Source organism: Bacillus paralicheniformis (assembly GCF_002993925.1).
Lineage (GTDB): Bacteria > Bacillota > Bacilli > Bacillales > Bacillaceae > Bacillus > Bacillus paralicheniformis.
Genome location: NZ_CP023665.1, coordinates 293,152 through 314,985, shown reverse-complemented (window position 1 = coordinate 314,985; position 21,834 = coordinate 293,152). Strand labels below are relative to the sequence as shown.

The following is a 21,834-nucleotide window of genomic DNA, read 5'->3' as shown; positions in this document are numbered from 1 at the left end:
CTTCGCCTTCCTCCCCTTCACATGCTAAACAGAAAAAAAGAACAGACGGGTTTACCCGCCCGCTCTATTGATCATCTATTTTGCCGATGGATCGCTTTGCTTTTTCACATTAGTCTCTTGTCCGATCTCATTGTCATCGGCAGATACTAAAGACTTTGTCGCGCTTTTGAATTCGGTCAGCGTTTTTCCAAAAGCCCGCCCGATTTCCGGAAGCTTTGAAGGCCCGAAAATGATCAGCGCAATTACCAGAACCAGGATGAGACCAGGAATACCGATATTTGAAAGCATTTGTTGTCATCCTTTCATTGATTACTGGGTTACTTTTTTCTCCTTTTGCTTCACTTGCTTCTGATGGGCTCTTGTATGTGCGAGGAAACGGTCTTCTTCGACTTCGTTTGACTTCTTCACGCCTCCAGGCACAATGTTGGAAGCGGTACGTTTCAGCCCTGTGTAGTCTTTATGATAAACATAGGAAGCTCTTGTCGAAATCGCGGCACCCGGTTCTGTCACATATGGGACCACGCGGTAATCTGTCCGCCATTCTTCCGGTGTGACCGTACAGCGCACATAGCCGCGGTAATCATTGAAAAACTTTATATGAGGATTGTTCGATAAAATCTTATCCGTATCCGCTCTTTTATCAGCGCCGTTTCCTCCAGATGTAATCGACGTCCCGACGAATTCCACACCGAAGATGTCCGATTTTGGATTGTCAAAGTCAACGAGCAGGTTATTTGCCCAGCTGGCATGCACATCACCGGTGAGGACGACGATGTTGTTCAGTTTTTGAGATTTGATGAAGTCGATCACCCGCTTGCGCTGAGCGGGGTATCCGTCCCACGAATCCATGCTGTAAATCGGCGCCGCGCTTGTCCCAAAGTTCCATTGCGCAAAGAAAATCTGCTGTGCGATAATGTTCCAGTGCGCCCCGGAACGACTCAGGTTGTCAAACAGCCAAGCCTCCTGTTCGGCTCCAAGCAACGTCCGCTTCGGATCATTCGATTCATCAGAAGGAGGCTTATTGCCATCTCCATTGGCTTGGTCATCGCGATACTGACGGGTATCAAGCACGCTAATGTCCGCCAGATTTCCGTAGGAAAAATTCCGGTACAATTGCATATCAGGACCGTTCGGCAGGGATTTGCGGCGGAGCGGCATATGCTCGTAATAAGCTTGGTATGCGGCGGCGCGCCGTTTAATAAACGCTTCTACTGACTGGCCTTTTTCAGGGATGACATTCGCGTAGTTGTTCTCCACTTCATGGTCGTCCCATGTGACAACCCACGGGAAGGCGGCATGCGCGGCTTTCAAGTTTGCATCTGAACGGTATTGGGCATGGCGGTTTCGGTAATCAAGCAGCGACATGATTTCAGGACCGCTGTGTGTCCTGACATTGCCTGTTTTTGAAACATATTCATTCGGACCGTACTCATAAATATAGTCGCCGAGATGAAACACAAGATCGAGCTTTTCCTTCGCCATATGCTGATAGGCGGTATAATAGCCGTGTTCGTACTGCTGGCATGAAGCAAAAGCGAATGTGAATGTAGCAACATCTGCCCCTGCCGCCGGAAGCGTTTTTGTCTTGCCGACGGGGCTCAGCTGGCTGCCGCATTTAAAGCGGTAATAGTACACATGATTCGGTTTCAGTCCGGATACCTCAGCATGTACCGAGTGTGCAAGGTGCGGTGTCGCTTTTTCGGTTCCCCGTTTGACGATACGGCGGAAGCGTTCGTCTTCCGCGACCTCCCATTTCACGGATACAGCTTCATTCGGCATCCCGCCCCCGTTTAGCGGATCGGGCGCCAGCCTTGTCCACAACACGACGCTGTCAGAAAGCGGATCTCCCGATGCTACGCCAAGTGTAAACGGATATTCGGAGAATGTCGGTGCTGCATTGACTTCCATTGCCCCCATCGATTGCGCAATTGCAAGTCCGAGCGAAAGCCCGGCTATTTTGCCGGCCCCTTGAATAAAACGGCGGCGGTCAAACGTATTGTCCTTGAGGCTTTCCTCGCTCAGCTTTTTCATCCATTCCTCCAGCGGTCCTTCATGTGTCATTCGTATTACCCCTCTCTATACAAATGATTGATCGGGTTCTATTATAGGCAGAGTTTATTAATGAACTGTAAAGTATTGTAAACAGGAGGAGGGACGCGGTTGATGGTCCATCAAGTCGCACCGCCAATAGATGTGTCGAATTTTGTCACAATCCAACCCATTCGCCTATGATTTCGACAAAAACCCGGTCCTTTCCCGCAGACCGATTTTCCCGTTTTTCTTCACATGATCTTTAAAGAGAGAAAACAAAAAAAGCCCACACCATTGCCGGACAATGATATGAGCTTGATCACCAAGTGACTTTATGTAAGATGATGTTTTGACGGATTCATCGCAATGTTTTTATTTGCCGTTCATGTTTAAGGCTTTCATTACCACCTTTGTTGCCTCTGCAATAAGTTTATCATCATACTTGGCGTCCTTTTTATCCCTGCTGGATAATACTGCAAGAACGACAGGATCTCCTTTTGGCGGCCAAATGATGGCAATGTCATTCCGGGTTCCATATGATGCCGCTCCAGTTTTATCAGCCACTTCCCAACCGTCCGGCACACCGGCACGGATTAAGGCGTCTCCAGTGGTATTTCGTTTCATCCAATCGATTAAAAGCTCGCGTTTTTCACTTGGAAGTTTATCTTCAAGAGCAAAGGCTCGAAGGCTTGTGACAAGTGCTCTTGCTGTACTGGTATCCTGAGTTTCACCCGGATTCACTTCATTTAACTCTGGTTCGAATCGTTCGGGATTTGTAACCTCATCACCAATCTTCCTCAGTTCCTTTTTCAAACTTTCAGGTCCGCCAATTTGTTTAAGAATGAGATTCTGTGCCGCATTGTCACTATATCGAAGCGAAGCATCCGCAAGCTCTTTGAGCGTCATTCCCGTATCAACGTGCTTTTCCGTAATCGGGTTGTAGTTTACAAGATCATCACGTGTATATGTTATTCTCTGGTTCAGATCTTCTATTGATTTCTGTTGCAAAAGCACGCCTACAGTTAAAGCCTTAATCGTCGAAGCAAAAGCAAAACGCTCATCCGGCCGATACGCTACCGTCCGGTTTGTACCTGTATCCAATGCAAAGATCCCGAGTTTTGCATCAAATTGTTCCTCAAGTTTTGCAAAATCATCTTTCATCTCCGTCTTTTCATTCTTCTCGGCAGGTTGCGAGGCATTCGTTTGATTGTTAGCGCATCCTGCAAGCGCGACGCAAGAGAAAAGCAACACTGCTGCAGCCTTTTTCAGTTTTAAAGTACTGAACCATAATTTCATCAAAATCGTCTCCCTCCGTTTGAATATTTGATTGATCGTAACCAGATGAAGCACTCTTTCCACTATCCCTACAGTGTTATGGCTTGAACGATCACGAAACAATAATTGGTACGTACGATCTTTCAGCCGACTCAAACATCAAATCTTACAAATGTAGTCTTTGAAAGTATTACATATGTAAGATTTAAATGCAACCGTTTTTTCGGAAGGAAATGATGACCTCGTTTCCACCGGGGACAAATGAACGGAGGGAAGTGATGGAATTAAAAATGCAGAAACTGCATGTTCACTCCAGTTAAATTGACTTCTTAAAATGGCAAACCTATAATGAGAGTATTACATTTGTAAGTATAGGATGATTAAAATGAAAAAAATACCTCAAATCTCTGATGCGGAATTAGAAGTGATGAAAGTCATCTGGAAGCATTCTTCGATCAATACCAATGAGGTAATTAAAGAGTTATCCAAAACCAGTACATGGAGCCCTAAAACCATCCAAACCATGCTGCTGCGCCTCATTAAAAAAGGCGCATTAAACCACCATAAAGAAGGACGGGTTTTCGTTTACACACCAAATATAGACGAAAGTGATTATATAGAGGTTAAGAGTCACAGTTTTTTAAACCGGTTTTACAATGGAACTCTTAATTCGATGGTATTAAACTTTTTGGAGAATGATCAGCTGTCAGGTGAAGAAATTAATGAATTGTATCAAATATTAGAAGAACATAAGAACAGAAAGAAGGAATGAAATGAGCAGTTCTTTCTTTATTCCCTTTTTGGTTAGTCAAATTCTATTGTCTCTGTTTTTTTCTATCATCATACTCATTAAAAAACTGCTCAGGACTCAAATCACTGTAGGCACCCACTATTATATTAGCGTGATTTCTCTTTTGGCATTGATCGCTCCTTTTATCCCCTTTCATTTTCTAAAAAGCCATCATTTTGACTGGATTCTGAATTTAGGAGGAGCTCAATCGGCATTATCCCAATCCAACTCCACAGACAAGACGACAGAAGCAATCGGCCAACATGTAAACTGGGTGCAGGACTTTTCGATGTCGATTGAACAATCGTCTTCCAAAATGATAGATCCAGCCTTTTTCGCAGTTTGGATATTGGGCGTTGCCGTTATGCTTTTGGCTACTCTTTATAGCAATCTAAAAATCGGCAAAATAAAAAAGAACCTGCAAATTGTTAACAACAAAGAGCTATTATCCCTTTTTCACACATGTAAAGAGGAAATACGCTTTCATCAAAAAGTCATTTTGGGCCGTTCCCCATTGATAAAATCCCCCATTACATTTGGGGTCATTCGTCCATATATTATCTTGCCAAAAGATATTTCAATGTTTTCAGCCGACGAAATGAAATGTGTTTTGCTTCATGAACTGTACCATTGCAAACGAAAAGATATGCTTATCAACTATTTTCTTTGCCTGTTGAAAATCGTCTATTGGTTTAATCCTCTCGTATGGTATTTATCAAAGGAAGCGAAAACGGAGATGGAGATTTCTTGCGACTTTGCCGTATTAAAAACGCTTGATAAAAAATTGCACCTCAAATATGGCGAGGTGATTTTAAAATTCACTTCAATTAAGCAAAGAACATCGTCTTTGTTAGCCGCTTCTGAATTCAGCAGCTCATACAAACATATCAAAAGACGGATTGTTACAGTTGTCAACTTTCAGACGGCATCACCTTTGCTAAAGGCGAAAAGCGCCTTAGTGTTCACTCTTGTTCTTGGGGCCATATTAGCCGGTACTCCTTCTGTGTCTATATTGGCCATGCAAAAAGAAACACGCTTTTTACCCGGCACCAATGTAGAATACGAAGATTACAGCACTTTTTTTGATAAATTTTCAGCCTCAGGGGGCTTTGTACTGTTTAATTCTAATAGGAAAAAGTATACAATATACAATAGGAAAGAAAGCACCTCCAGATTCGCACCTGCTTCCACCTACAAGGTGTTTAGCGCATTGCTCGCACTGGAATCCGGGATCATCACGAAGAACGACTCTCACATGACTTGGGATGGGACTCAATATCCGTATAAAGAATGGAATCAAGACCAGGATTTATTCTCTGCGATGAGCAGCTCCACAACATGGTATTTTCAAAAATTGGACCGGCAAATTGGGGAGGATCATTTACGTCATTATCTCAAATCTATACATTATGGAAATGAGGATTTTTCAGTCCCGGCCGATTATTGGCTGGATGGCTCTCTTCAAATTTCTCCACTTGAACAGGTCAATATATTAAAAAAGTTTTATGATAACGAATTTGATTTTAAACAGTCTAATATTGAAACTGTGAAAGATTCTATACGTTTAGAAGAATCAAATGGCAGGGTTTTATCCGGTAAAACCGGAACCTCGGTAATCAACGGGGAACTCCATGCCGGTTGGTTTATCGGGTATGTAGAAACTGCCGATAATACTTTTTTCTTTGCTGTTCATATTCAAGGTGAAAAACGGGCTGCCGGAAGCTCCGCTGCCGAAATTGCACTTTCCATTTTAGATAAAAAAGGGATTTATCCCTCCGTTTCCCGATAACAGTTTACTTTTTATTCTATGAACATGAATGATGCGCAAATCGATGAATGGTCCTTTCACATTCCTAATAATACGGAACTTGGAGGCAAGAACATGGAAACCCTTTATACAGAAAGATTGACTTTGAGAAAAATGGAATTGGAAGATGCAGATGTCCTCTGTCAATACTGGTCAGATCCGGAAGTCACAAAATATATGAATATCACGCCTTTTACAGACGTCTCACAGGCGCGGGACATGATCCAAATGATCAATGATTTAAGCCTTGAAGGGCAGGCAAACCGCTTTTCAATCATTGTGAAAGAAACGGATGAAGTCATCGGGACGTGCGGTTTTAATATGATCGACCAGGAAAACGGCAGAGCTGAAATCGGCTATGACTTAGGGAGAAATCATTGGGGAAAAGGCTTTGCTTCCGAAGCTGTTCAAAAGCTGATCGACTACGGCTTTACAAGCTTGAACCTCAACCGGATCGAAGCGAAGGTAGAGCCCGAAAACACGCCTTCAATCAAACTCCTCAACTCGTTATCCTTTCAAAAGGAAGGACTGCTAAGAGATTACGAGAAAGCGAAAGGAAGACTGATTGACGTATACATGTTTTCGCTGCTGAAAAGAGAATACGCTGGGTAACCGGCATGCAGAAGAGCTTCCTCTAAGGTGAGGAAGCTCTTTTTAACCCCTTTTTCCGGCGCTTTCGCTCAACCGCTTGGCTTCCAAAAAGAAAACCTGAATAAATTTCTTCGTGTTGACGCGGGCGGACGGCAAGGCGGCGGCAGAGTCTTTCTGCAGCTCTTTCATTTTTTTGCTGATGACAGTAAAGTCAAAAAAACGGGACGCATAGCTTTCAAACCGCGGATTTGAAAAATCTGTTAAACCGAGTGATGCGAAATGGTTTAGCGAATGGCTGACCGCCCGCCGTATCCGCTGCTCGGACGCTTTAATCTCCCTGTTGATCTCCACGGGTGAAGCAGCCGGCCCGAGCTTTTGCTCGGCAATCTGATGAAAAATCTGTTTGAGCGGCGGAAAGTCCTTTTCATATAATGAAGTCTGTTCATCATCAAACAAATACTGAAGGATGGCGAGTAAATCCTGGGACCCGCTCTCCCCGACGATTCCGAGTTCAGAAAGAAGAAATTCGCCCGTTTCCTGAATGCTTTTTTCCCTAAAGCCGTTTTTTCGTCCGCTGCCGAGACTCACGAGCCGGTTCAGCGAAGATTGTATGTCATGGATCGACCTTTCCAGCTCGATGCGCTCCTTGACTTTTTGAATGACGTTCAAGATTTCAATGCGGTTAATCGGTTTATGTATATAATATTCAATCCCCAAAGAATAGGCTTCACCGATCATTTCCTTCGATTCCACCTGGGAAATCATGATGATTTTCCCTGAGAAAGCGCCATACAAATGACGAACCGTCTCAATTCCGTCGCGGAGCGGCATTAAAAGATCGACAAACAAAATATCAATTTGCTGCAAATTCAGGACGTGGCCTTCCAAATCGCAGCCGTCTTCCGCTTCTCCGGCCACTTCTCCCAAATCTTCGTCTTCAATGATTTGTTTTAAAATCGATCGCACAGCACGGTCATCATCTGCAATAAAAAAACGCACAGGCCTTCACCCTTTCTGAATCAATTGTTGGACCGGAAGTCTGATCGTAAACACAACACCGCTTGCATCACTCTGAAATCGAATGCTCCCCCCGAGCTCCTCGACAGTTTCCTTCACATAAGACAAACCGATTCCGGTTGAAGGGGTTCCGAATTCATCATATTTTGACGTGTATCCCGGCTCAAACACCACATCCCCGACTTTCTCTGGAATGCCCGGTCCGTCATCTTCCACGCGGCATTCCAGCATGTCATCGGCGCGCCTATAGAGGCTGAGGCGGATGGAGCCCTGTCTTTGAATCGCTTCCACCGCATTTGCCATAATATTATTAATCACGGATAATACAGTATACACGTGGTATTTTGGATGTTCTCCGCCTATCGAATAATGAAAGTCAATGTCTTTTTCGAGCGATTCGGCATACTTTCGATTAATGCCGGTCACAAGCCGGACCAGATCTTCTGCCGCCATGTAGTCTCTGAAGCTTTCTTTCGAAATTAGTTTTGAAAGCCCGGCGAAAATGCGCTGGTTGTCTTTTTTGACCTCGTGGATTTCACCGGCGAGGCGCAGCACCTTCTGGCTGATCTGCCGGACAGAGGAATTGTTATCGCTCTGTCTATTTAAGAGCCTGTACAGCTGATAGGATTCGTTCGTAATCTCTTCAGTATTCTTCAACGTCTTTTTCAAATGAACGGTTTCTTCATATAAATTTGAAACGATCATCAACATGTGCTCATTTTGTTCACGGATCTGCTTTTCCCGCGATTGCGTTTCATACAGCTTCATGACATTAAAAAAGCTCAGCACAATAAAGCTGTGGGAAAAAGCAATCGCCATCATGTCGCGGATCTTTCCCGGGGTGACGGTAGACTCGAACATCATATATTGAACAACCAGTTCGGCTCCATCGGCAATCAGTTCAATTCCGAAGCCCAGAAACCCGATGTAGAGCGGGCGAAATTGAAATCGCTTCACTTTTGCCAAGTAGAATAGAAACGCATATGTGAAATAAAAGAAAAAAGTCGGATAATGGTGATAAAAGGATGACAACCAATCGATCTGCCCCGGGCCGAATGCATCAAGCAGCACCCGAAACCCGACGACGGCCGCTCCCGTTAAAAAGCCGGACAGCACAGCCGGGACATTCCGCAGCAGCAACAAAAGAAAGAAAAAAGTTGGAACGCCGAAGCTGACCCGGAAGGTCTCGTTCAACGGATAGAACTTCAGCTCTCCTGCGAGCGGCACCGTTAACATCATCACTGTTAAGATATAGCCGTCTTTCTTTACAAGCCGGGCCGCCTGCTTCATCACGCTTCCCCAATTTCCACCCATCATGCTGATCCTCCATTACAAACGTGTTGCTTTATTTTGACTTTAACCGCACGTTTTCCGCAACTCCCATTTTACCCACAGTCGATTTGATTTTTAAATCAATTGGCTTATTTTTTAAATATTTTTGTCGCTTTTTGTAGGTTTATGTAGGTTCTATTATAAATTGAATGTATATTTTCTCTATTTGAAAACGCTTATATTTTCCCGCAACTCACTCCCTTGCGCAACCCAAACCCCTTTTCCCAGGAAAGAACAGGCTTTAAAACAACTTGTGCGGCAGAGGCTTATACCCCTTTGCCTTCTGCCGCCATGCCCTAATCACCGCTTTTTAGAGCCTCGTATTTTTTCAGCAAACCTGCAAGCTTTAACAGGTCAGATTGGAGGAAATTCGATGAATGAAGTATTGGAAGAACGCTATGACGCCCGCTTCTGGCAATCCTGCCTTGAAGATTTGGTTGAACATTACCGTCCTTTTTCCGCTAGCGGACGCAACGCCGAATACATTCCCGCTTTAGGAAAAATCGACTCTAACCAGCTCGGCATCTGTGTGATCGGTTCTGATCAAACGGTGATCAAAGCAGGAACTTGGGACGTATCATTCACACTCCAGAGCATCTCAAAGGTGGTCAGCTTTATCGCAGCGTGTTTGACGAAAGGGATTTCTTACGTATTAGACCGTGTTGATGTAGAACCGACGGGAGACGCGTTCAATTCAATCATCCGCCTTGAAATGCACAAGCCGGGAAAGCCGTTTAACCCGATGATCAACGCCGGAGCGCTGACCGTTGCGTCGATCCTACCCGGTGAATCGGCACTGGAAAAAATGGAGTCGCTTCATGAAGTCATTGAAAAAATGATTGGAAAACGGCTTGAAATCAATGAGGAAGTATTTCGGTCAGAGTGGCAAACCGCCCATCGGAACAGAGCATTGGCCCATTATTTAAAGGAAACCGGCTTCCTCGAAGCAGACGTCGAAGAAACGCTTGAAGTCTATTTGAAGCAATGCTCCATGGAAGGAAGCACTGAAGACATCGCCTTGATCGGCATGATTCTCGCAAATGACGGATATCACCCTCTCCGCCAAGAGCAGGTGATCCCGAAGGATGTCGCCAGGCTGACAAAAGCTTTAATGCTGACGTGCGGCATGTACAATGCTTCAGGAAAATTCGCGGCCTTTGTCGGCATTCCGGCAAAGAGCGGCGTCTCCGGCGGAATCATGTGCGCGGTGCCTGCCAGCATGAAAAGAGAACAGCCTTTTCGGCATGGATGCGGCATCGGCATCTACGGTCCGGCGATTGACGATTACGGCAACAGCATGACGGGCGGAATGCTGTTAAAACATATAGCCCGTGAATGGGATCTCAGTATTTTTTAAAATCACAAAAAAGAGGTGAAAGCATGCAGCAATTCCTTCAAGAAGTCATTGTTGTCACAAATGATTTTCTTTGGTCAAAACTATTAATTATTATGCTTCTGGCTTCAGGACTGTTTTTTACTTTTAAATCGAAGTTCTTTCAAGTTCGCTTGCTGAAAGACATGTTCCGGGTTTTAAAGGAAGGAGCACCCGACAAAAACGGAATCTCTCCTTTTCAGGCTTTTTGCATTAGCATGGCCGCGAGAGTAGGCACAGGAAATATTACGGGGATTGCGATCGCCATTGCCTTGGGCGGACCCGGCGCTATCTTTTGGATGTGGATCATCGCCATCATCGGTTCGGCGTCAAGCTTTGTCGAAAGCACGCTGGCGCAAATTTATAAAATAAAGGATAAAGACGGCTTCCGCGGCGGCCCTGCTTACTATATGGAAAAGGGTTTGAAAAAACGCTGGATGGGTGCGCTGTTTGCCGTCTTGATTACATTATCCTTCGGAATCGTGTTTAACGCGGTCCAGTCCAATACGATAACGGTCGCTTTTGAAAACTCATTCGGCACAGACCGTCTTACACTGGGGATTATTATTACCATTGCCTTCGGCATCATTACCTTCGGCGGTATCAAACGGATCGCCAAGCTGTCCGAATATATTGTCGTATTTCTCGCCGTCTTATATATCGGCGTCGCCGTTTTTGTCATGCTGATGAACATTACGAAACTGCCGGACGTCATCTCTTTGATTGTCGGTCATGCGTTTGGCCTTGAACAAGCGGCAGGCGGAGCCATCGGCGCAGCGCTGATGAACGGAATCAAACGCGGCCTCTTCTCGAATGAAGCCGGGATGGGCAGCGCGCCGAATGCCGCAGCCGCAGCGACAACGAGCCATCCTGTCAAACAGGGTCTTGTCCAGGCTTTAGGGGTTTTCACGAGCACTTTGGTGATTTGTTCAAGCACAGCTTTTATCATTTTGTTTTCCGATGCGTATCAAGAACCGGGGCTGAGCGGAATCGAGTTGACGCAAGCATCGCTCAGCACGCACATCGGAGCATGGGCCTCAGGCTTTCTTGCCATTATGGTGTTCCTGTTTTCTTTCAGCACCTTAATCGGAAACTACTACTATGGAGAAACGAATATCGAATTCCTGCACACGAACAAAGCATGGCTCTTCATTTACAGAATCTGTGTGCTTGCGATGGTTATCTTCGGATCGGTATCAAAAGTCCAGCTTGTGTGGGACCTCGCCGACTTGTTCATGGGCTTGATGGTCATCGTCAACTTAATCGCGATTTTCCTGCTGTCAAAAGTGGCATTTGCCGCCTTGAAAGACTATGTGAAACAGCGAAAAGCTGGAAAAGATCCGGTCTTTTATAAAGATGTTCTTGAAAACCATGAAGGCGTCGAATGCTGGGAACGCTCCGGCACCGAACAAAAAACCGAAAGCAAAAATGCGATATAACACAAGCCGCCGTATCCGGCGGCTTTTTTCATTCATTTTAAACCGTCCAAAATAATAAAACGTTTTTCCTCTTGTATCCGTCATGTCTCCGAAGATTTACTTCACCTGCTTTGGCAGAAAAGGGGTCCAGCCATGAATATGAAAAGAAGCCGTATCCGCCGGCTTGCGCTGATATTCGCAGCGATGGCGGCGGGGCTTGCTTCAAGAAAGGCGGCCGATATGCTGCCGGACATCGTGAATGCCTATTTAGGGGATGCGCTGTGGGCGCTGATGATTTTCTTCGGCGCAGGCTTTTTGTTCAAAAACGCGAAGACAGCTTCAGTGGCGCTGATTGCGCTCGCATTTTGTTTTTTAATCGAATGCAGCCAGCTGTATCACGCTCCATGGATTGATGATATCAGAGCCGTTCCGCTCGGCGGACTCATTCTCGGTTATGGATTTTTGTGGAGCGATTTATTGGCTTATGTGCTCGGCGTTTCCGCAGGTGCCGTGGGCGAAGTGCTGTTCCGCAAACGAAAAAGACAGCCGTAACGCTGTCTTTTGGGGAATATTTACGCACTTTGATTTTGAGTCTTTTTACAGTTTAAAACAAACATAGCAAGTCCGATAATAAGAAGGATGGGTCCAATGAGTAAAGCACGGTACAGGCGATTATTTTCTGTATTCGGCAGCGGGTTGCCTCCTGTTTTTTTTGACATGTCCAATGTCTCTATCCTTTTTGGCAGGAGGAGCTGCGGTATTTGTCTCTTCCTTATGATTTTCTACCGCATGCTTTACGATTTGCCCATCTTTTTTGAGTTTCAAATTCGAACGTCTCTTCATTTAAAATAGATCTCTTCGGGGCAATCGTTTCCGTGTGTGTCAAAGCGAGCGATCCCGTTTTCATCGTTTTTTCTCCTTGCAATTTCTGCGCATTTTTCGTTATGACTGTGGCAATAATAAAAAGCCGGCAGCAGAAGAGAAGCGCTAATATTATTCGTTAAGCTGTATGATGACGGTTACTAATGCAGCCAACATCAAAAGAATGATAATGGCGAAATAAGTCCATAGGATGGCAGCGAAGGGGTTGAGCGGCCTTTTTGTACTCTCTTCCCAGTTTCCGTTTTTACGGTTATTGGATTTGAGTTGTGCCAGCTGAAATATATTTAAAAACACAGATATAACTAATGCAACTGCCAAAGATAGATTCAAAGTTTCAACCTCCCTTAAAATAGAGCTCTGTCGAGGAGTCAGCCAAGGCAAGCTGACCGTAAATTTCCTCCTCTAAATGACCTTTGTTTTTTCAGAGATGAAAATGGTAATCGTCTTGAACGCTTCCTAAAACCTATTCCATTGCTTTATTAGCCGTTATCTACCCATATCCTCTTTTTTAGTTTCAGACCGCCGCCCATAAATATTATCCCGTTTTTTAGACAGACTACCTGAATAAAGGAGGCAGGTCATATGAAATTAAGCAACAAACTCATCCTCGGGTTAACGGTTTCGTCACTCGCCGGGAAGTTTCTTGAAAAGCTGCTGATCCAAGACAATGTCAGTCCCAATATTACCGCGTCATTTAATCAAGAAGCAGATATTCCGGATATTGATGCGTCCTCATACATCCATCATTTCGCCTCGGTCATCGGCAGTGTGGTCATCGGGCGAAACGTTTTCATCGGGCCTTTCTCTTCGATCAGAGGAGACACGGGATTAAAAATCTACATCGGCCATGATTGCAATATCCAGGACGGAGTTGTCTTGCACGGTATGAAAAACTATGAGTACAACAGCCCAGTTACTGAACAATCCGTTTTTAAGGATCGTGAATCGTATTCCATTTACATAGGCGAGAAAGTCTCACTTGCCCCGCAATGTCAAATTCACGGTCCCGTACGAATTGACAACAATGTTTTTGTCGGGATGCAAAGCCTTGTTTTTGATGCCTATATCCAAGAGAATACGGTGATTGAACCGGGAGCAACAGTAATCGGTGTTACAATTCCCCCAAAACGGTTTGTTTCGGCGGGTCGTGTGATTTCAAACCAGGAGGATGCCAACCGGCTTCCTGAAATAAGCGATTCTTATCCATATCATGACCTCAACTCGAAAATGACGGCCGTCAATCTTGAATTGGCAAAAGGCTATAAAAAGGAAGCGAGAAAATGGAAACTATGAAAGAAATTTTGGTTGTCTACGGGCGAATCATCACCATCCTTCCGCTTTTATTGGCTGTTACATTGCTAATGGGAAAACGCTCAATCGGCGAAATGCCTGTATTTGATTTTTTAATCATTATTACATTGGGGGCTGTGGTCGGAGCTGACATAGCCGATCCGAGGATTGAACATTTGCATACCGCCGCTGCGGTGGCTGCGATTGCCCTATTGCAAAGACTCGCTTCAAAAATCATGATCAAAAACAGAACACTCGGACGTCTGATTACATTTGAACCGACCATCGTCATCAAAAATGGAACGTTTATTGTCGGCAATTTAAAACGAATCAGATATTCGGTGGATAATGTTCTGCAAATGCTTCGTGAAAAAGATGTTTTCAATGTCAGCGACGTAGAAATGGCGTTTATAGAGGCGAATGGAAATTTAACGGTATACAAAAAGCCAAATAAAATGGAAGTCACGGCTGAAGATATGGGGATTCAAAAAAGCAGCGGCGAATTTTCATATCCGGTCATCATTGAAGGGAAAGTGTACACATCTGTCCTTCACCAATTGAATGTAACGGAAAGCTGGCTCAAAAACCAGCTGAAAAAAAAAGGGCTTGAACGAATGGATGAAATCTTTTTCGCTTCGGTTAATCAAAACCATCAACTGCATGTTTCGCTTGATAATGAAACGGCGAAAATTGAGCCGGAGCTTTTGCATTAAAAGCTCCGGCGGATTTTTTCATCGGCCGTTTTCGGGACAGAAATCGTTGTGAATCATGTAATATTCGAACACCTGCTGCAGCCACTCATCCTCTTCTTTTGTAAAAGGTGAAGAAAACTTCTCTGCCAGCTGCTGCGATTCGATTGTCTCCATCTGTCCTAAAGCCGACAGCACGCCCTCTCCGACAAATTCCAAACTCGTCTTCATATATCGGTCCGCCATTACCTGCACTTCGGGGTCATCAACCGGTTTTCCCATGAGCCGCTTGGCTTCCTTAGATAAACGAACATACTCTTGATCCAATTTGGCCATCTCATCTTCTGATTTGCCGAATACATCATCGGCAAAACGTTTGGACACCTGCTGTTCAAGCCATATGCGCTGCTCCTTCTCAGTCTGGATGCTGTTCAGCAGGCTCATGAAAACAGAACTGTCGATTTCCTCTTCCTCCTCCAGAAGACCGATTGTCCTGTTTATCGCTTTCAGCCCTGTTTCAATATGTTCCTTTTTCTCCTCCAGCACCTTTTTCTGCTCCTGCAGCGCCTCAATCAGACCGGCATCAAAGCATGCATCCTTCATGAAAGCGCGAATTTGTTCAAGACTGTACCCGAGAAACTTAAAACATGTGATTTTCTGCAACTCTCTCGCATCTCTGTCTGTGTAGAAACGGCGGCCTGTTCCCGGCTGTTTTTCAGGCTTCAACAGGCCGATTTCATCGTAATAATGGAGCGTCCGAATGGATGTCCCTGTCATTTCTGAAAAAACACCGATTGAATAATATCCGTCATTTTCCATAAAAATCCCCTCCAACTGACGATTTATTCCTATCATAACGCCTCACGCTGCTGGAGGTGCAAGCTTATTTTTCGCAGACTCGTGATTTTTCCAAAAGGTACGGGACAATCAACTCCAGTTTTTAATCCGGCGGAGTCTCCCCGATTAAGTTCTGCAAATCTTTTTTCACATTCCCAGCATCCGTTCCGATCACAATCTGGATATGATGCTGGTCAATTTTGACCACACCGTGCGCTCCTAATTGCTTTAATTGCGCTTCATCCGCCAAGGACGTGTCTTTTAATTTCATTCGCAAACGGGTTATACAGTTTTCGCAAGTCACGACATTCTCACGGCCGCCGATATGCTTAAGAATGCCTTCAGCCATAGACTGATGCAGCCGGTTTCCTTCAGGTGTTTCCTGTTCCCTTCCGATCACCGGAATGTTTCGCTTTATAATCACAAAGTAAAACGTAACATAATAGAGAGCAAAAAAGGCAAGGCCGACGGGTATGATCCATAATCCGCCGTCTGATAAATTAAGGTTCAGCAAATAATCGATTGCGCCTGCTCCCCATGAGAAGCCGTGACGAATCCCAAGCATACAGAGCACCGCTCCGGCAAGTCCCGTATAGACCGAGTGAAGAAAGTACAATAAAGGCGAAGTAAATAAAAACGTGAATTCAACTGGTTCCGTAATCCCGGTGATCAGTGATGTGGCTGCTCCTGAAGACATGAGCGCTTTCGTTTCCTTTTTTCTCGTTCTGGCTGCATGCGCGATTGCCAAAGCGATCGCCGGAATGCCAAACATCATCGTGATAAAAAAGCCGCCGAGAAAGTAGCCGGCTGTCGGGTCTCCATTCAAAAACCGCGTAATTTCCCCTGTCACCGCTTCGCCGGATGCCGTCTCATAGCGCCCAAGCCCAAAATAAATATACGTATTCATGACATGGTGAAGGCCGAACGGCAGCAAAAACCGATTCAGAAATCCGAATACAAACACCCCGAAAGCGCCAAGACCTACAAGCGACTGGCTAAAAGTGTCGATCGCCGCTTCTGCATAAGGCCAGACGATTGAAAAAAAGCCTGCCACCGGAATCGTCACCAATACGATCATCGTAATCGGAAACTTCTCTCCGCCAAAAAATGAAAACATGCTTGGCAGTTTCGTATGTTGAAACCGGTTATAAATGAAAGCCGCCATCAGGCCGGCGAGCACCCCGCCGAAGACGCTCATATCAAGATCAGGATTCAAGATGCCGAGCCCCTCTTTTAATACGGTTATCGCCAAATATCCTGTCAGCGCAGGAATTCCTTTATCTTTTGAACGGGCAAAGCCCATGGCGATGCCGATTGCGATCAGGACATCCATATTGTTCAATATCACGCCTGACGCTTGAAAAAGCGGTATATTCAGCATATCTTCCGCAGAAAGACGCAGCAGCAGGCCGGCGATCGGAAGAACGGTAATCGGAATCAGCAAAGACTTTCCCAGCAGCTGAAAAATATGTTTCATTCCGGCATTCTCCTTATGTCAAATTCCTAAATGATACGAGCTGGACATCAGTAAGCTTATTCAAACGGATGACAACGTCCGGATCGGTTAAAAATTCAAGTTCATCGACTCTCGGATAAGTATAAGAAGAGTTCGTCAAAAGCTCCTTATCGAGGTATGCCGGGTGGGTCATGACCTCCACAGTATCATGCTCTTCAAACAGTTCAGAGACGGCTTCTTCATCCTTTAAAGCCGCTTCGAGGACAGGTGAAAAAAAGTCTGTTGTTTTCACTCCTTTTTCCGTGATCACAGCACTCTCCATATTGCGCCTGACAGGCAAACGGTACTCTTTGGCGAGCGTCAAAAATGCGTCTGAGATGCCCGGGGAAGCGTTGATATGATGGTGGCTGTCCAAATGATCGGGTTCCAAGCCCATGTTGATGCATGTTTCAATCTGCGCTTTCCACTCGCGGTATACTTCATCAGTATCAATTGTAAAAGCACCTTGATAAAATGCGAGATTGCGAAAATTCCCCTTTGCATCGACGATCGTCCGGTGATCAGACAAAAGCGGTCTTCCGCAGGTCAGCACCAAATGTACGCCGATCCCGAGCCCGGGCGATTCGCGAGCCAGCCGCGCCGCATGACCTGCGCCCGGCATATTTGTCATGAACGTCGCTGATGTTAAAATCCCCAGCTTATAGGCATCAATAATTCCATAGTTCACGCCTCTTGAATATCCAAAATCATCAGCATTGATAATCAGTTTTTTCATCCATCCAATACCCCTTATCAGTCTTTTTTTAAAAAAATATGCGGAGACGTACCGTTTTACCCTAAATAGAAAACGACAAAAGCTACTAGTAAAAACTGATTTTTGGTAGATTGACAAAAGCTACTGAAGTCTTTTAAACTATTTTTCATATATTTTTAAAAACTCTAAAAAAGGAGGCCGGGGTCTCAAACGACAGATCCTCAACAATGAGATGACCAATCCGATCCAATCGATTTTAGAACAATTTCCTATCATCACACTTGACGGCGCGATGGCCACCGAGCTTGAACGGTACGGCTGTGATTTGAACGACAGCCTGTGGTCTGCAAAAATGCTCATCGAAAACCCCGAGCTTATCAAACAAGTGCATCTGGATTATTTCCGTGCGGGCGCCGATTGCGCGATGACAGCCAGCTATCAGTCGACGGTTGAAGGTTTCACAAAACGCGGCCTCAGTGAACAAGAAGCGCTCCACCTTATCCGGGAGTCTGTACGTCTTGCTGTAGAAGCACGCGATGAATTTTGGGCGGTTCCGGAAAACCGCAAAGGCCGGCCCAAACCGTTTGTAGCCGCTTCAGTAGGCCCTTACGGCGCTTTTTTAGCGGATGGTTCCGAATATCGGGGGGATTATGACGTCACAGAAGACGAATTGGCCGATTTTCACAGGCAGCGAATGGCCGCTTTAATCGATGCAGGCGCCGATATGTTAGCCTGTGAAACAATACCGTGCCTTTCAGAAGCAAAAGCAATCGTTCATTTATTGAAAGAATTCCCTGACACACATGCGTGGATCAGTTTCAGCGCTAAAGACGGACGTCATATCAGCGACGGCACGAAAGCCGGCGAATGCGCGAAATGGCTCGATCAGCATGACCAGGTTGCGGCAGTTGGCGTAAACTGTACGCGGCTGGAGCATGTCTCTTCGCTCATTGGCGGCATCAAAAAGCATACAGCTAAACCGATTATCGTCTATCCGAATTCCGGTGAACAGTATGATCCGGAGACAAAAACATGGCATGGTGCGGCATGCAAAGCTTCCTTCGGAGAAAGCGCCCGCAGCTGGTACAACCAAGGAGCACAGCTGATCGGCGGCTGCTGCAGAACAACACCTGAAGACATAAAAGCCGTCGCCGACTGGGCGAGAAAGCTGGAGATATGATGGAACAGTCAAACAACAATCGTCAGAACTTTCAAAGAAAAATGCAAACGAGACACCTGATCATGCTCTCCTTGGGAGGCGTTATCGGCACGGGTCTTTTCTTAAGTTCCGGCTATACGATCTCACAGGCGGGTCCTGCCGGAACGATTTTAGCCTACTTAGTCGGGGCTCTGATCGTCTACCTTGTCATGCTCTGCCTCGGCGAATTATCGGTTGCCATGCCTGTGACCGGATCGTTTCATATGTATGCCTCTAAATTCATCGGGCCGGGCACCGGATTCACCGTCGCCTGGCTTTACTGGCTGACCTGGGCTGTCGCGCTGGGTTCGGAATTTACCGCTGCCGGGTTATTAATGCAGCGCTGGTTCCCCGATACTTCGGTGTGGATGTGGAGCGCGGTTTTCGCTGCACTGATTTTCGTGTTCAATGCTGTCTCAGTGAGATTTTTTGCCGAGTCCGAATTTTGGTTTTCGAGCATTAAAGTGCTTGCCATTATATTGTTTATTATTTTAGGCGGAGCGGCGATATTCGGCATCATCCCGTTACAAAATACAGATTCCGCACCGCTTCTTTCAAACTTTGCAGGAGAAGGCGGGCTCTTTCCGAACGGTTTCCTTCCAATTTTTATGGCGATGCTCTCCGTGAATTTTGCGTTTTCGGGTACGGAGCTGATCGGGATTGCCGCCGGAGAAAGCGCCGAACCGGAAAAGAACATTCCAAAAGCGATCAAGACAACACTCTGGAGACTGGTGCTTTTCTTCATCGGAACGATTTTCGTGCTCTCATGCCTCATTCCGGTCAAAGAAGCCGGTGTGATCAAAAGCCCGTTCGTCGTCGTTTTTGACCGTATCGGTGTTCCATACGCGGCCGACATTATGAATTTTGTGATTCTGACGGCTCTGCTTTCCGCGGCCAACTCAGGCTTATATGCTTGCTCCCGGATGCTCTGGTCACTGTCAAAAGAAAAAACGTTACACCCCGTTTTTCAAAAGCTGACTTCACGGGGAATTCCGTTGAACGCGCTGATTTTCAGTATGATCGGCGGCATTCTGTCGCTGCTCTCCAGTGTTTTTGCACCTGATTCCGTCTATATCGTTCTTGTATCAATTTCAGGCTTTGCCGTTGTTGCCGTCTGGATGAGCATTGCAGCCTCGCAGTTCATGTTCCGCAGACGCTTTTTGGCTGAAGGAAACACCGCAGACGGCTTAAAATACCGGACACCGTTTTATCCGGCAGTACCGATTGCCGCTTTTCTATTATGTCTGGCATCCTGCATCGGCATTGCCTTTGATCCGAACCAAAGAATCGCCCTTTTTTGCGGTGTTCCATTTATGGCGTTATGCTATATCATCTACTATGCAAGAAACAGAAAGAATGGCGGAAAAATGTCTGAGCCCGTTAAAAAAGCAAGTTTGCATGTTTCGTTTTCTGAATACGAGGAAAAGAAAAACTAAAATCTCGTATAAAGGAGCGAATTGTTATGGAACATGTGAAAGCCCTTGCCATTAAAGGCATCATGACAATTGTGATACTGTACCTTGTTCTCGGGCTCGGGTTTAGTTTCAGTTTTGAAAACACCCTCTTCATCACAATTGTTCTTGGCGCGGTATCCTATTTGCTGGGTGATTTGTTTATTTTGCCGAAGACCAATAACATCACAGCCACTTTAGCCGATTTAGGCGTCGCTTTTCTTGTCGTTTGGCTGATGGCTCTTGCGACGGGAACGGCTGCAAACACCGCTGCATTGGCCGCGTTTTTTGCAGCAGTCGCTATGGCAATCGGTGAATACATTTTCCATTTTTACTTGATGAATAAAGGCCTTGGCTCTCCCAACCGCAGAATGGAAACGAGAACGGAATAATATATAAAAAAACGTCCAGCAAACTGGACGTTTTTTAATCAAGAATAGAGATTTTCCCAATACGGCCGCACTCTTCTGCAAACCAGATCGATTGGGCTGGTCCGGCCGCTATCCCGTGCGGTTCAGACTCGGCCGTCGGAATTGGATATTCCGTAATATCCCCGTTGACTGTAATGCGGCCGATTTGACCCGCACCCCATTCCGTAAACCACAGGGCACCATCGCCGCCGGCGGTAATCGCGTGCGGGCGGGCATTGGCTGTCGGAAGCGGGTATTCGCTGATCTTCCCTGAGACCGCAATTCTCCCAATTTGATTTTCGTTTATTTCTGTAAACCACAAAGCTCCGTCCGGGCCTGCAGTGATTCCGACCGGTCCGGATTGTTCTCCAGGAAGCGGGTACTCGCTGATGTCTCCATCTGCCGTTATTCGCCCGATGGAGCCGCTTTGATTTTGTGTAAACCAGAGTGCATCGTCTGCTCCCCTTGTAATAAATGACGGGAAGGCTCCCGGTTTGGGCAGTTTATATTCAGTGATTTCGCCTGAAGATGACAGCCTGCCGATTTGATGTCCGGCCATATCGGTATACCACATGGCATCGTCACAGCCTACGGCGATCCCAAACGGGGCAGTACCTAGAGGAAGGGCATACTCGGTTATTTCCCCTTGAGGCGTCATTTTTCCGATTTTCCCCGCTTTATACTCCGTAAACCATAGCTCACCGCTAATCCCGGGAGTAATAATCGAGGCGCCTGCGCTCTTCGTCGGAATCGTATATTCGGTAATATCTCCAGACTCTGTGAGCATACCAATCCGGTTTCCCTTTTGTTCAGTAAACCAAATGCGCCCGTTTGCACATACGGCGATCCCGTACGGCCCCGACTCGGGGTTGGGAACATGATATTCAGTCATGCGAATCTGCATGAGCGACCCTCCCTTTATTCCATTTTCCTTGAGCATCTGATCTTTCAGAACGCTCCCAGGCATTTCTCATTTTCATGTTACCTCAGGCGGAGCATGCAGTGAAACAGAAAGTTCCATTAAATATAAACTGTACAGGCATGCTCTAGTATCATAAGATTGTTTTAAAGCATAAACTTATTTTTCTATATATGGTTCAATAAGGAACTACCTTCCAGATCTTATCATTTTGAAATATATTCATATTATCGCCCTATCAATTCATTGGTGACGGCATACTTTGTGTATAAAGGCAACCGCTGTCTCAGGCGGACCAAAACAAAGAAAGAAGTG

Annotated in this window: 22 protein-coding genes; 11 read left to right on the top strand and 11 right to left on the bottom strand. The window is 45.7% G+C overall.

Features of this window, described 5'->3' with window-relative positions:
- Positions 1-75: 75 nt before the first annotated feature.
- The 3 genes from CP943_RS01795 to blaP form a co-directional block, all read right to left on the bottom strand.
- Positions 76-288 carry a twin-arginine translocase TatA/TatE family subunit gene (locus CP943_RS01795; protein ID WP_020449994.1) on the bottom strand — a complete coding sequence of 71 codons (213 nt, stop codon included), beginning with the start codon at positions 286-288 and terminating at the stop codon, positions 76-78.
- A 21-nt stretch (positions 289-309) separates the two neighbouring features.
- Complete coding sequence (locus CP943_RS01790; protein WP_020449993.1) at positions 310-2,061, bottom strand: alkaline phosphatase D family protein; 1,752 nt, start codon at positions 2,059-2,061, stop codon at positions 310-312.
- Positions 2,062-2,403: 342 nt separating this feature from the next.
- On the bottom strand, positions 2,404-3,327 hold the full coding sequence (gene blaP / locus CP943_RS01785; RefSeq protein ID WP_023857755.1) for a class A beta-lactamase BlaP: 924 nt from the start codon (positions 3,325-3,327) through the stop codon (positions 2,404-2,406).
- Positions 3,328-3,691: 364 nt separating this feature from the next.
- Here blaP and CP943_RS01780 point away from each other — a divergent pair, with 364 nt between their 5' ends.
- From CP943_RS01780 to CP943_RS01770, 3 genes are all read left to right on the top strand, one after another.
- Positions 3,692-4,078 (top strand): BlaI/MecI/CopY family transcriptional regulator, encoded by a 387-nt coding sequence (locus CP943_RS01780; RefSeq protein ID WP_020449991.1) that lies wholly within the window; start codon positions 3,692-3,694, stop codon positions 4,076-4,078.
- A gap of 1 nt (position 4,079) precedes the next feature.
- Positions 4,080-5,885: a BlaR1 family beta-lactam sensor/signal transducer gene (locus tag CP943_RS01775; protein WP_105980671.1), complete on the top strand. Its 1,806-nt coding sequence runs from the start codon at positions 4,080-4,082 to the stop codon at positions 5,883-5,885.
- 93 nt (positions 5,886-5,978) lie between these two features.
- Positions 5,979-6,515: a GNAT family N-acetyltransferase gene (locus CP943_RS01770; protein WP_020449989.1), complete on the top strand. Its 537-nt coding sequence runs from the start codon at positions 5,979-5,981 to the stop codon at positions 6,513-6,515.
- Positions 6,516-6,557: 42 nt separating this feature from the next.
- Here the strand turns inward: CP943_RS01770 and CP943_RS01765 are convergent, their stop codons facing one another.
- Together CP943_RS01765 and CP943_RS01760 are read right to left on the bottom strand one after the other, a co-directional pair.
- The gene (locus tag CP943_RS01765; RefSeq protein ID WP_020449988.1) at positions 6,558-7,493 is read right to left on the bottom strand and encodes a DNA-binding domain-containing protein; all 936 of its coding nucleotides are present in this window, start codon (positions 7,491-7,493) and stop codon (positions 6,558-6,560) included.
- A 6-nt stretch (positions 7,494-7,499) separates the two neighbouring features.
- A complete protein-coding gene (locus tag CP943_RS01760; protein ID WP_025810837.1) occupies positions 7,500-8,828 on the bottom strand; it encodes a sensor histidine kinase in 1,329 nt (442 codons plus the stop codon).
- A 388-nt stretch (positions 8,829-9,216) separates the two neighbouring features.
- Between CP943_RS01760 and CP943_RS01755 the strand changes: the two genes are divergently transcribed.
- The 3 genes from CP943_RS01755 to CP943_RS01745 all read left to right on the top strand — a co-directional run bounded on the left by CP943_RS01755 (position 9,217) and on the right by CP943_RS01745 (position 12,185).
- Positions 9,217-10,200, top strand: a complete 984-nt coding sequence (locus CP943_RS01755; protein ID WP_026580458.1) for a glutaminase — start codon at positions 9,217-9,219, stop codon at positions 10,198-10,200.
- Positions 10,201-10,223: 23 nt separating this feature from the next.
- Positions 10,224-11,654, top strand: coding sequence for an alanine/glycine:cation symporter family protein (locus tag CP943_RS01750; RefSeq protein ID WP_020449985.1), 1,431 nt, complete (start codon positions 10,224-10,226; stop codon positions 11,652-11,654).
- A gap of 132 nt (positions 11,655-11,786) precedes the next feature.
- Positions 11,787-12,185, top strand: a complete 399-nt coding sequence (locus tag CP943_RS01745) for a ribosomal maturation YjgA family protein (protein WP_023857752.1) — start codon at positions 11,787-11,789, stop codon at positions 12,183-12,185.
- 220 nt (positions 12,186-12,405) lie between these two features.
- On the opposite strand, the gene CP943_RS22780 is transcribed toward CP943_RS01745, so the two are convergent.
- Complete coding sequence (locus tag CP943_RS22780; protein WP_256164202.1) at positions 12,406-12,540, bottom strand: hypothetical protein; 135 nt, start codon at positions 12,538-12,540, stop codon at positions 12,406-12,408.
- 86 nt (positions 12,541-12,626) lie between these two features.
- Positions 12,627-12,845, bottom strand: a complete 219-nt coding sequence (locus CP943_RS01740) for a hypothetical protein (protein WP_026580457.1) — start codon at positions 12,843-12,845, stop codon at positions 12,627-12,629.
- Positions 12,846-13,097: 252 nt separating this feature from the next.
- Here CP943_RS01740 and CP943_RS01735 point away from each other — a divergent pair, with 252 nt between their 5' ends.
- Positions 13,098-13,808 carry a gamma carbonic anhydrase family protein gene (locus CP943_RS01735; RefSeq protein WP_023857749.1) on the top strand — a complete coding sequence of 237 codons (711 nt, stop codon included), beginning with the start codon at positions 13,098-13,100 and terminating at the stop codon, positions 13,806-13,808.
- Entirely contained in the window at positions 13,796-14,518 is a 723-nt protein-coding gene (locus CP943_RS01730) for a DUF421 domain-containing protein (RefSeq protein WP_026580456.1), read from the top strand. The genes CP943_RS01735 and CP943_RS01730 overlap by 13 nt, the downstream gene beginning before the upstream one ends.
- An 18-nt stretch (positions 14,519-14,536) precedes the next feature.
- On the opposite strand, the gene CP943_RS01725 is transcribed toward CP943_RS01730, so the two are convergent.
- The 3 genes from CP943_RS01725 to chbG form a co-directional block, all read right to left on the bottom strand.
- Positions 14,537-15,313 carry a MerR family transcriptional regulator gene (locus CP943_RS01725; RefSeq protein WP_026580455.1) on the bottom strand — a complete coding sequence of 259 codons (777 nt, stop codon included), beginning with the start codon at positions 15,311-15,313 and terminating at the stop codon, positions 14,537-14,539.
- Between the two features lie 121 nt (positions 15,314-15,434).
- Positions 15,435-16,808, bottom strand: coding sequence for a PTS transporter subunit EIIC (locus CP943_RS01720; protein WP_105980670.1), 1,374 nt, complete (start codon positions 16,806-16,808; stop codon positions 15,435-15,437).
- Positions 16,809-16,821: 13 nt separating this feature from the next.
- Positions 16,822-17,562, bottom strand: a complete 741-nt coding sequence (gene chbG / locus CP943_RS01715) for a chitin disaccharide deacetylase (protein ID WP_023857746.1) — start codon at positions 17,560-17,562, stop codon at positions 16,822-16,824.
- Between the two features lie 211 nt (positions 17,563-17,773).
- On the opposite strand from chbG, the gene mmuM reads away from it, so the two are divergent.
- From mmuM to CP943_RS01700, 3 genes are read left to right on the top strand one after another with little or no spacing between them, the layout of a single operon-like run.
- Entirely contained in the window at positions 17,774-18,721 is a 948-nt protein-coding gene (gene mmuM / locus CP943_RS01710) for a homocysteine S-methyltransferase (protein WP_023857745.1), read from the top strand.
- Positions 18,721-20,175 (top strand): S-methylmethionine permease, encoded by a 1,455-nt coding sequence (gene mmuP, locus CP943_RS01705; RefSeq protein WP_020449975.1) that lies wholly within the window; start codon positions 18,721-18,723, stop codon positions 20,173-20,175. Before mmuM ends, mmuP begins: the two co-directional genes overlap by 1 nt.
- A 26-nt stretch (positions 20,176-20,201) precedes the next feature.
- Positions 20,202-20,582, top strand: coding sequence for a DUF2512 family protein (locus CP943_RS01700; protein ID WP_025810846.1), 381 nt, complete (start codon positions 20,202-20,204; stop codon positions 20,580-20,582).
- A 34-nt stretch (positions 20,583-20,616) separates the two neighbouring features.
- Here CP943_RS01700 and CP943_RS01695 read toward each other — a convergent pair whose 3' ends face one another.
- Positions 20,617-21,504: a Vgb family protein gene (locus CP943_RS01695; RefSeq protein WP_025810847.1), complete on the bottom strand. Its 888-nt coding sequence runs from the start codon at positions 21,502-21,504 to the stop codon at positions 20,617-20,619.
- Positions 21,505-21,834 lie beyond the last annotated feature (330 nt).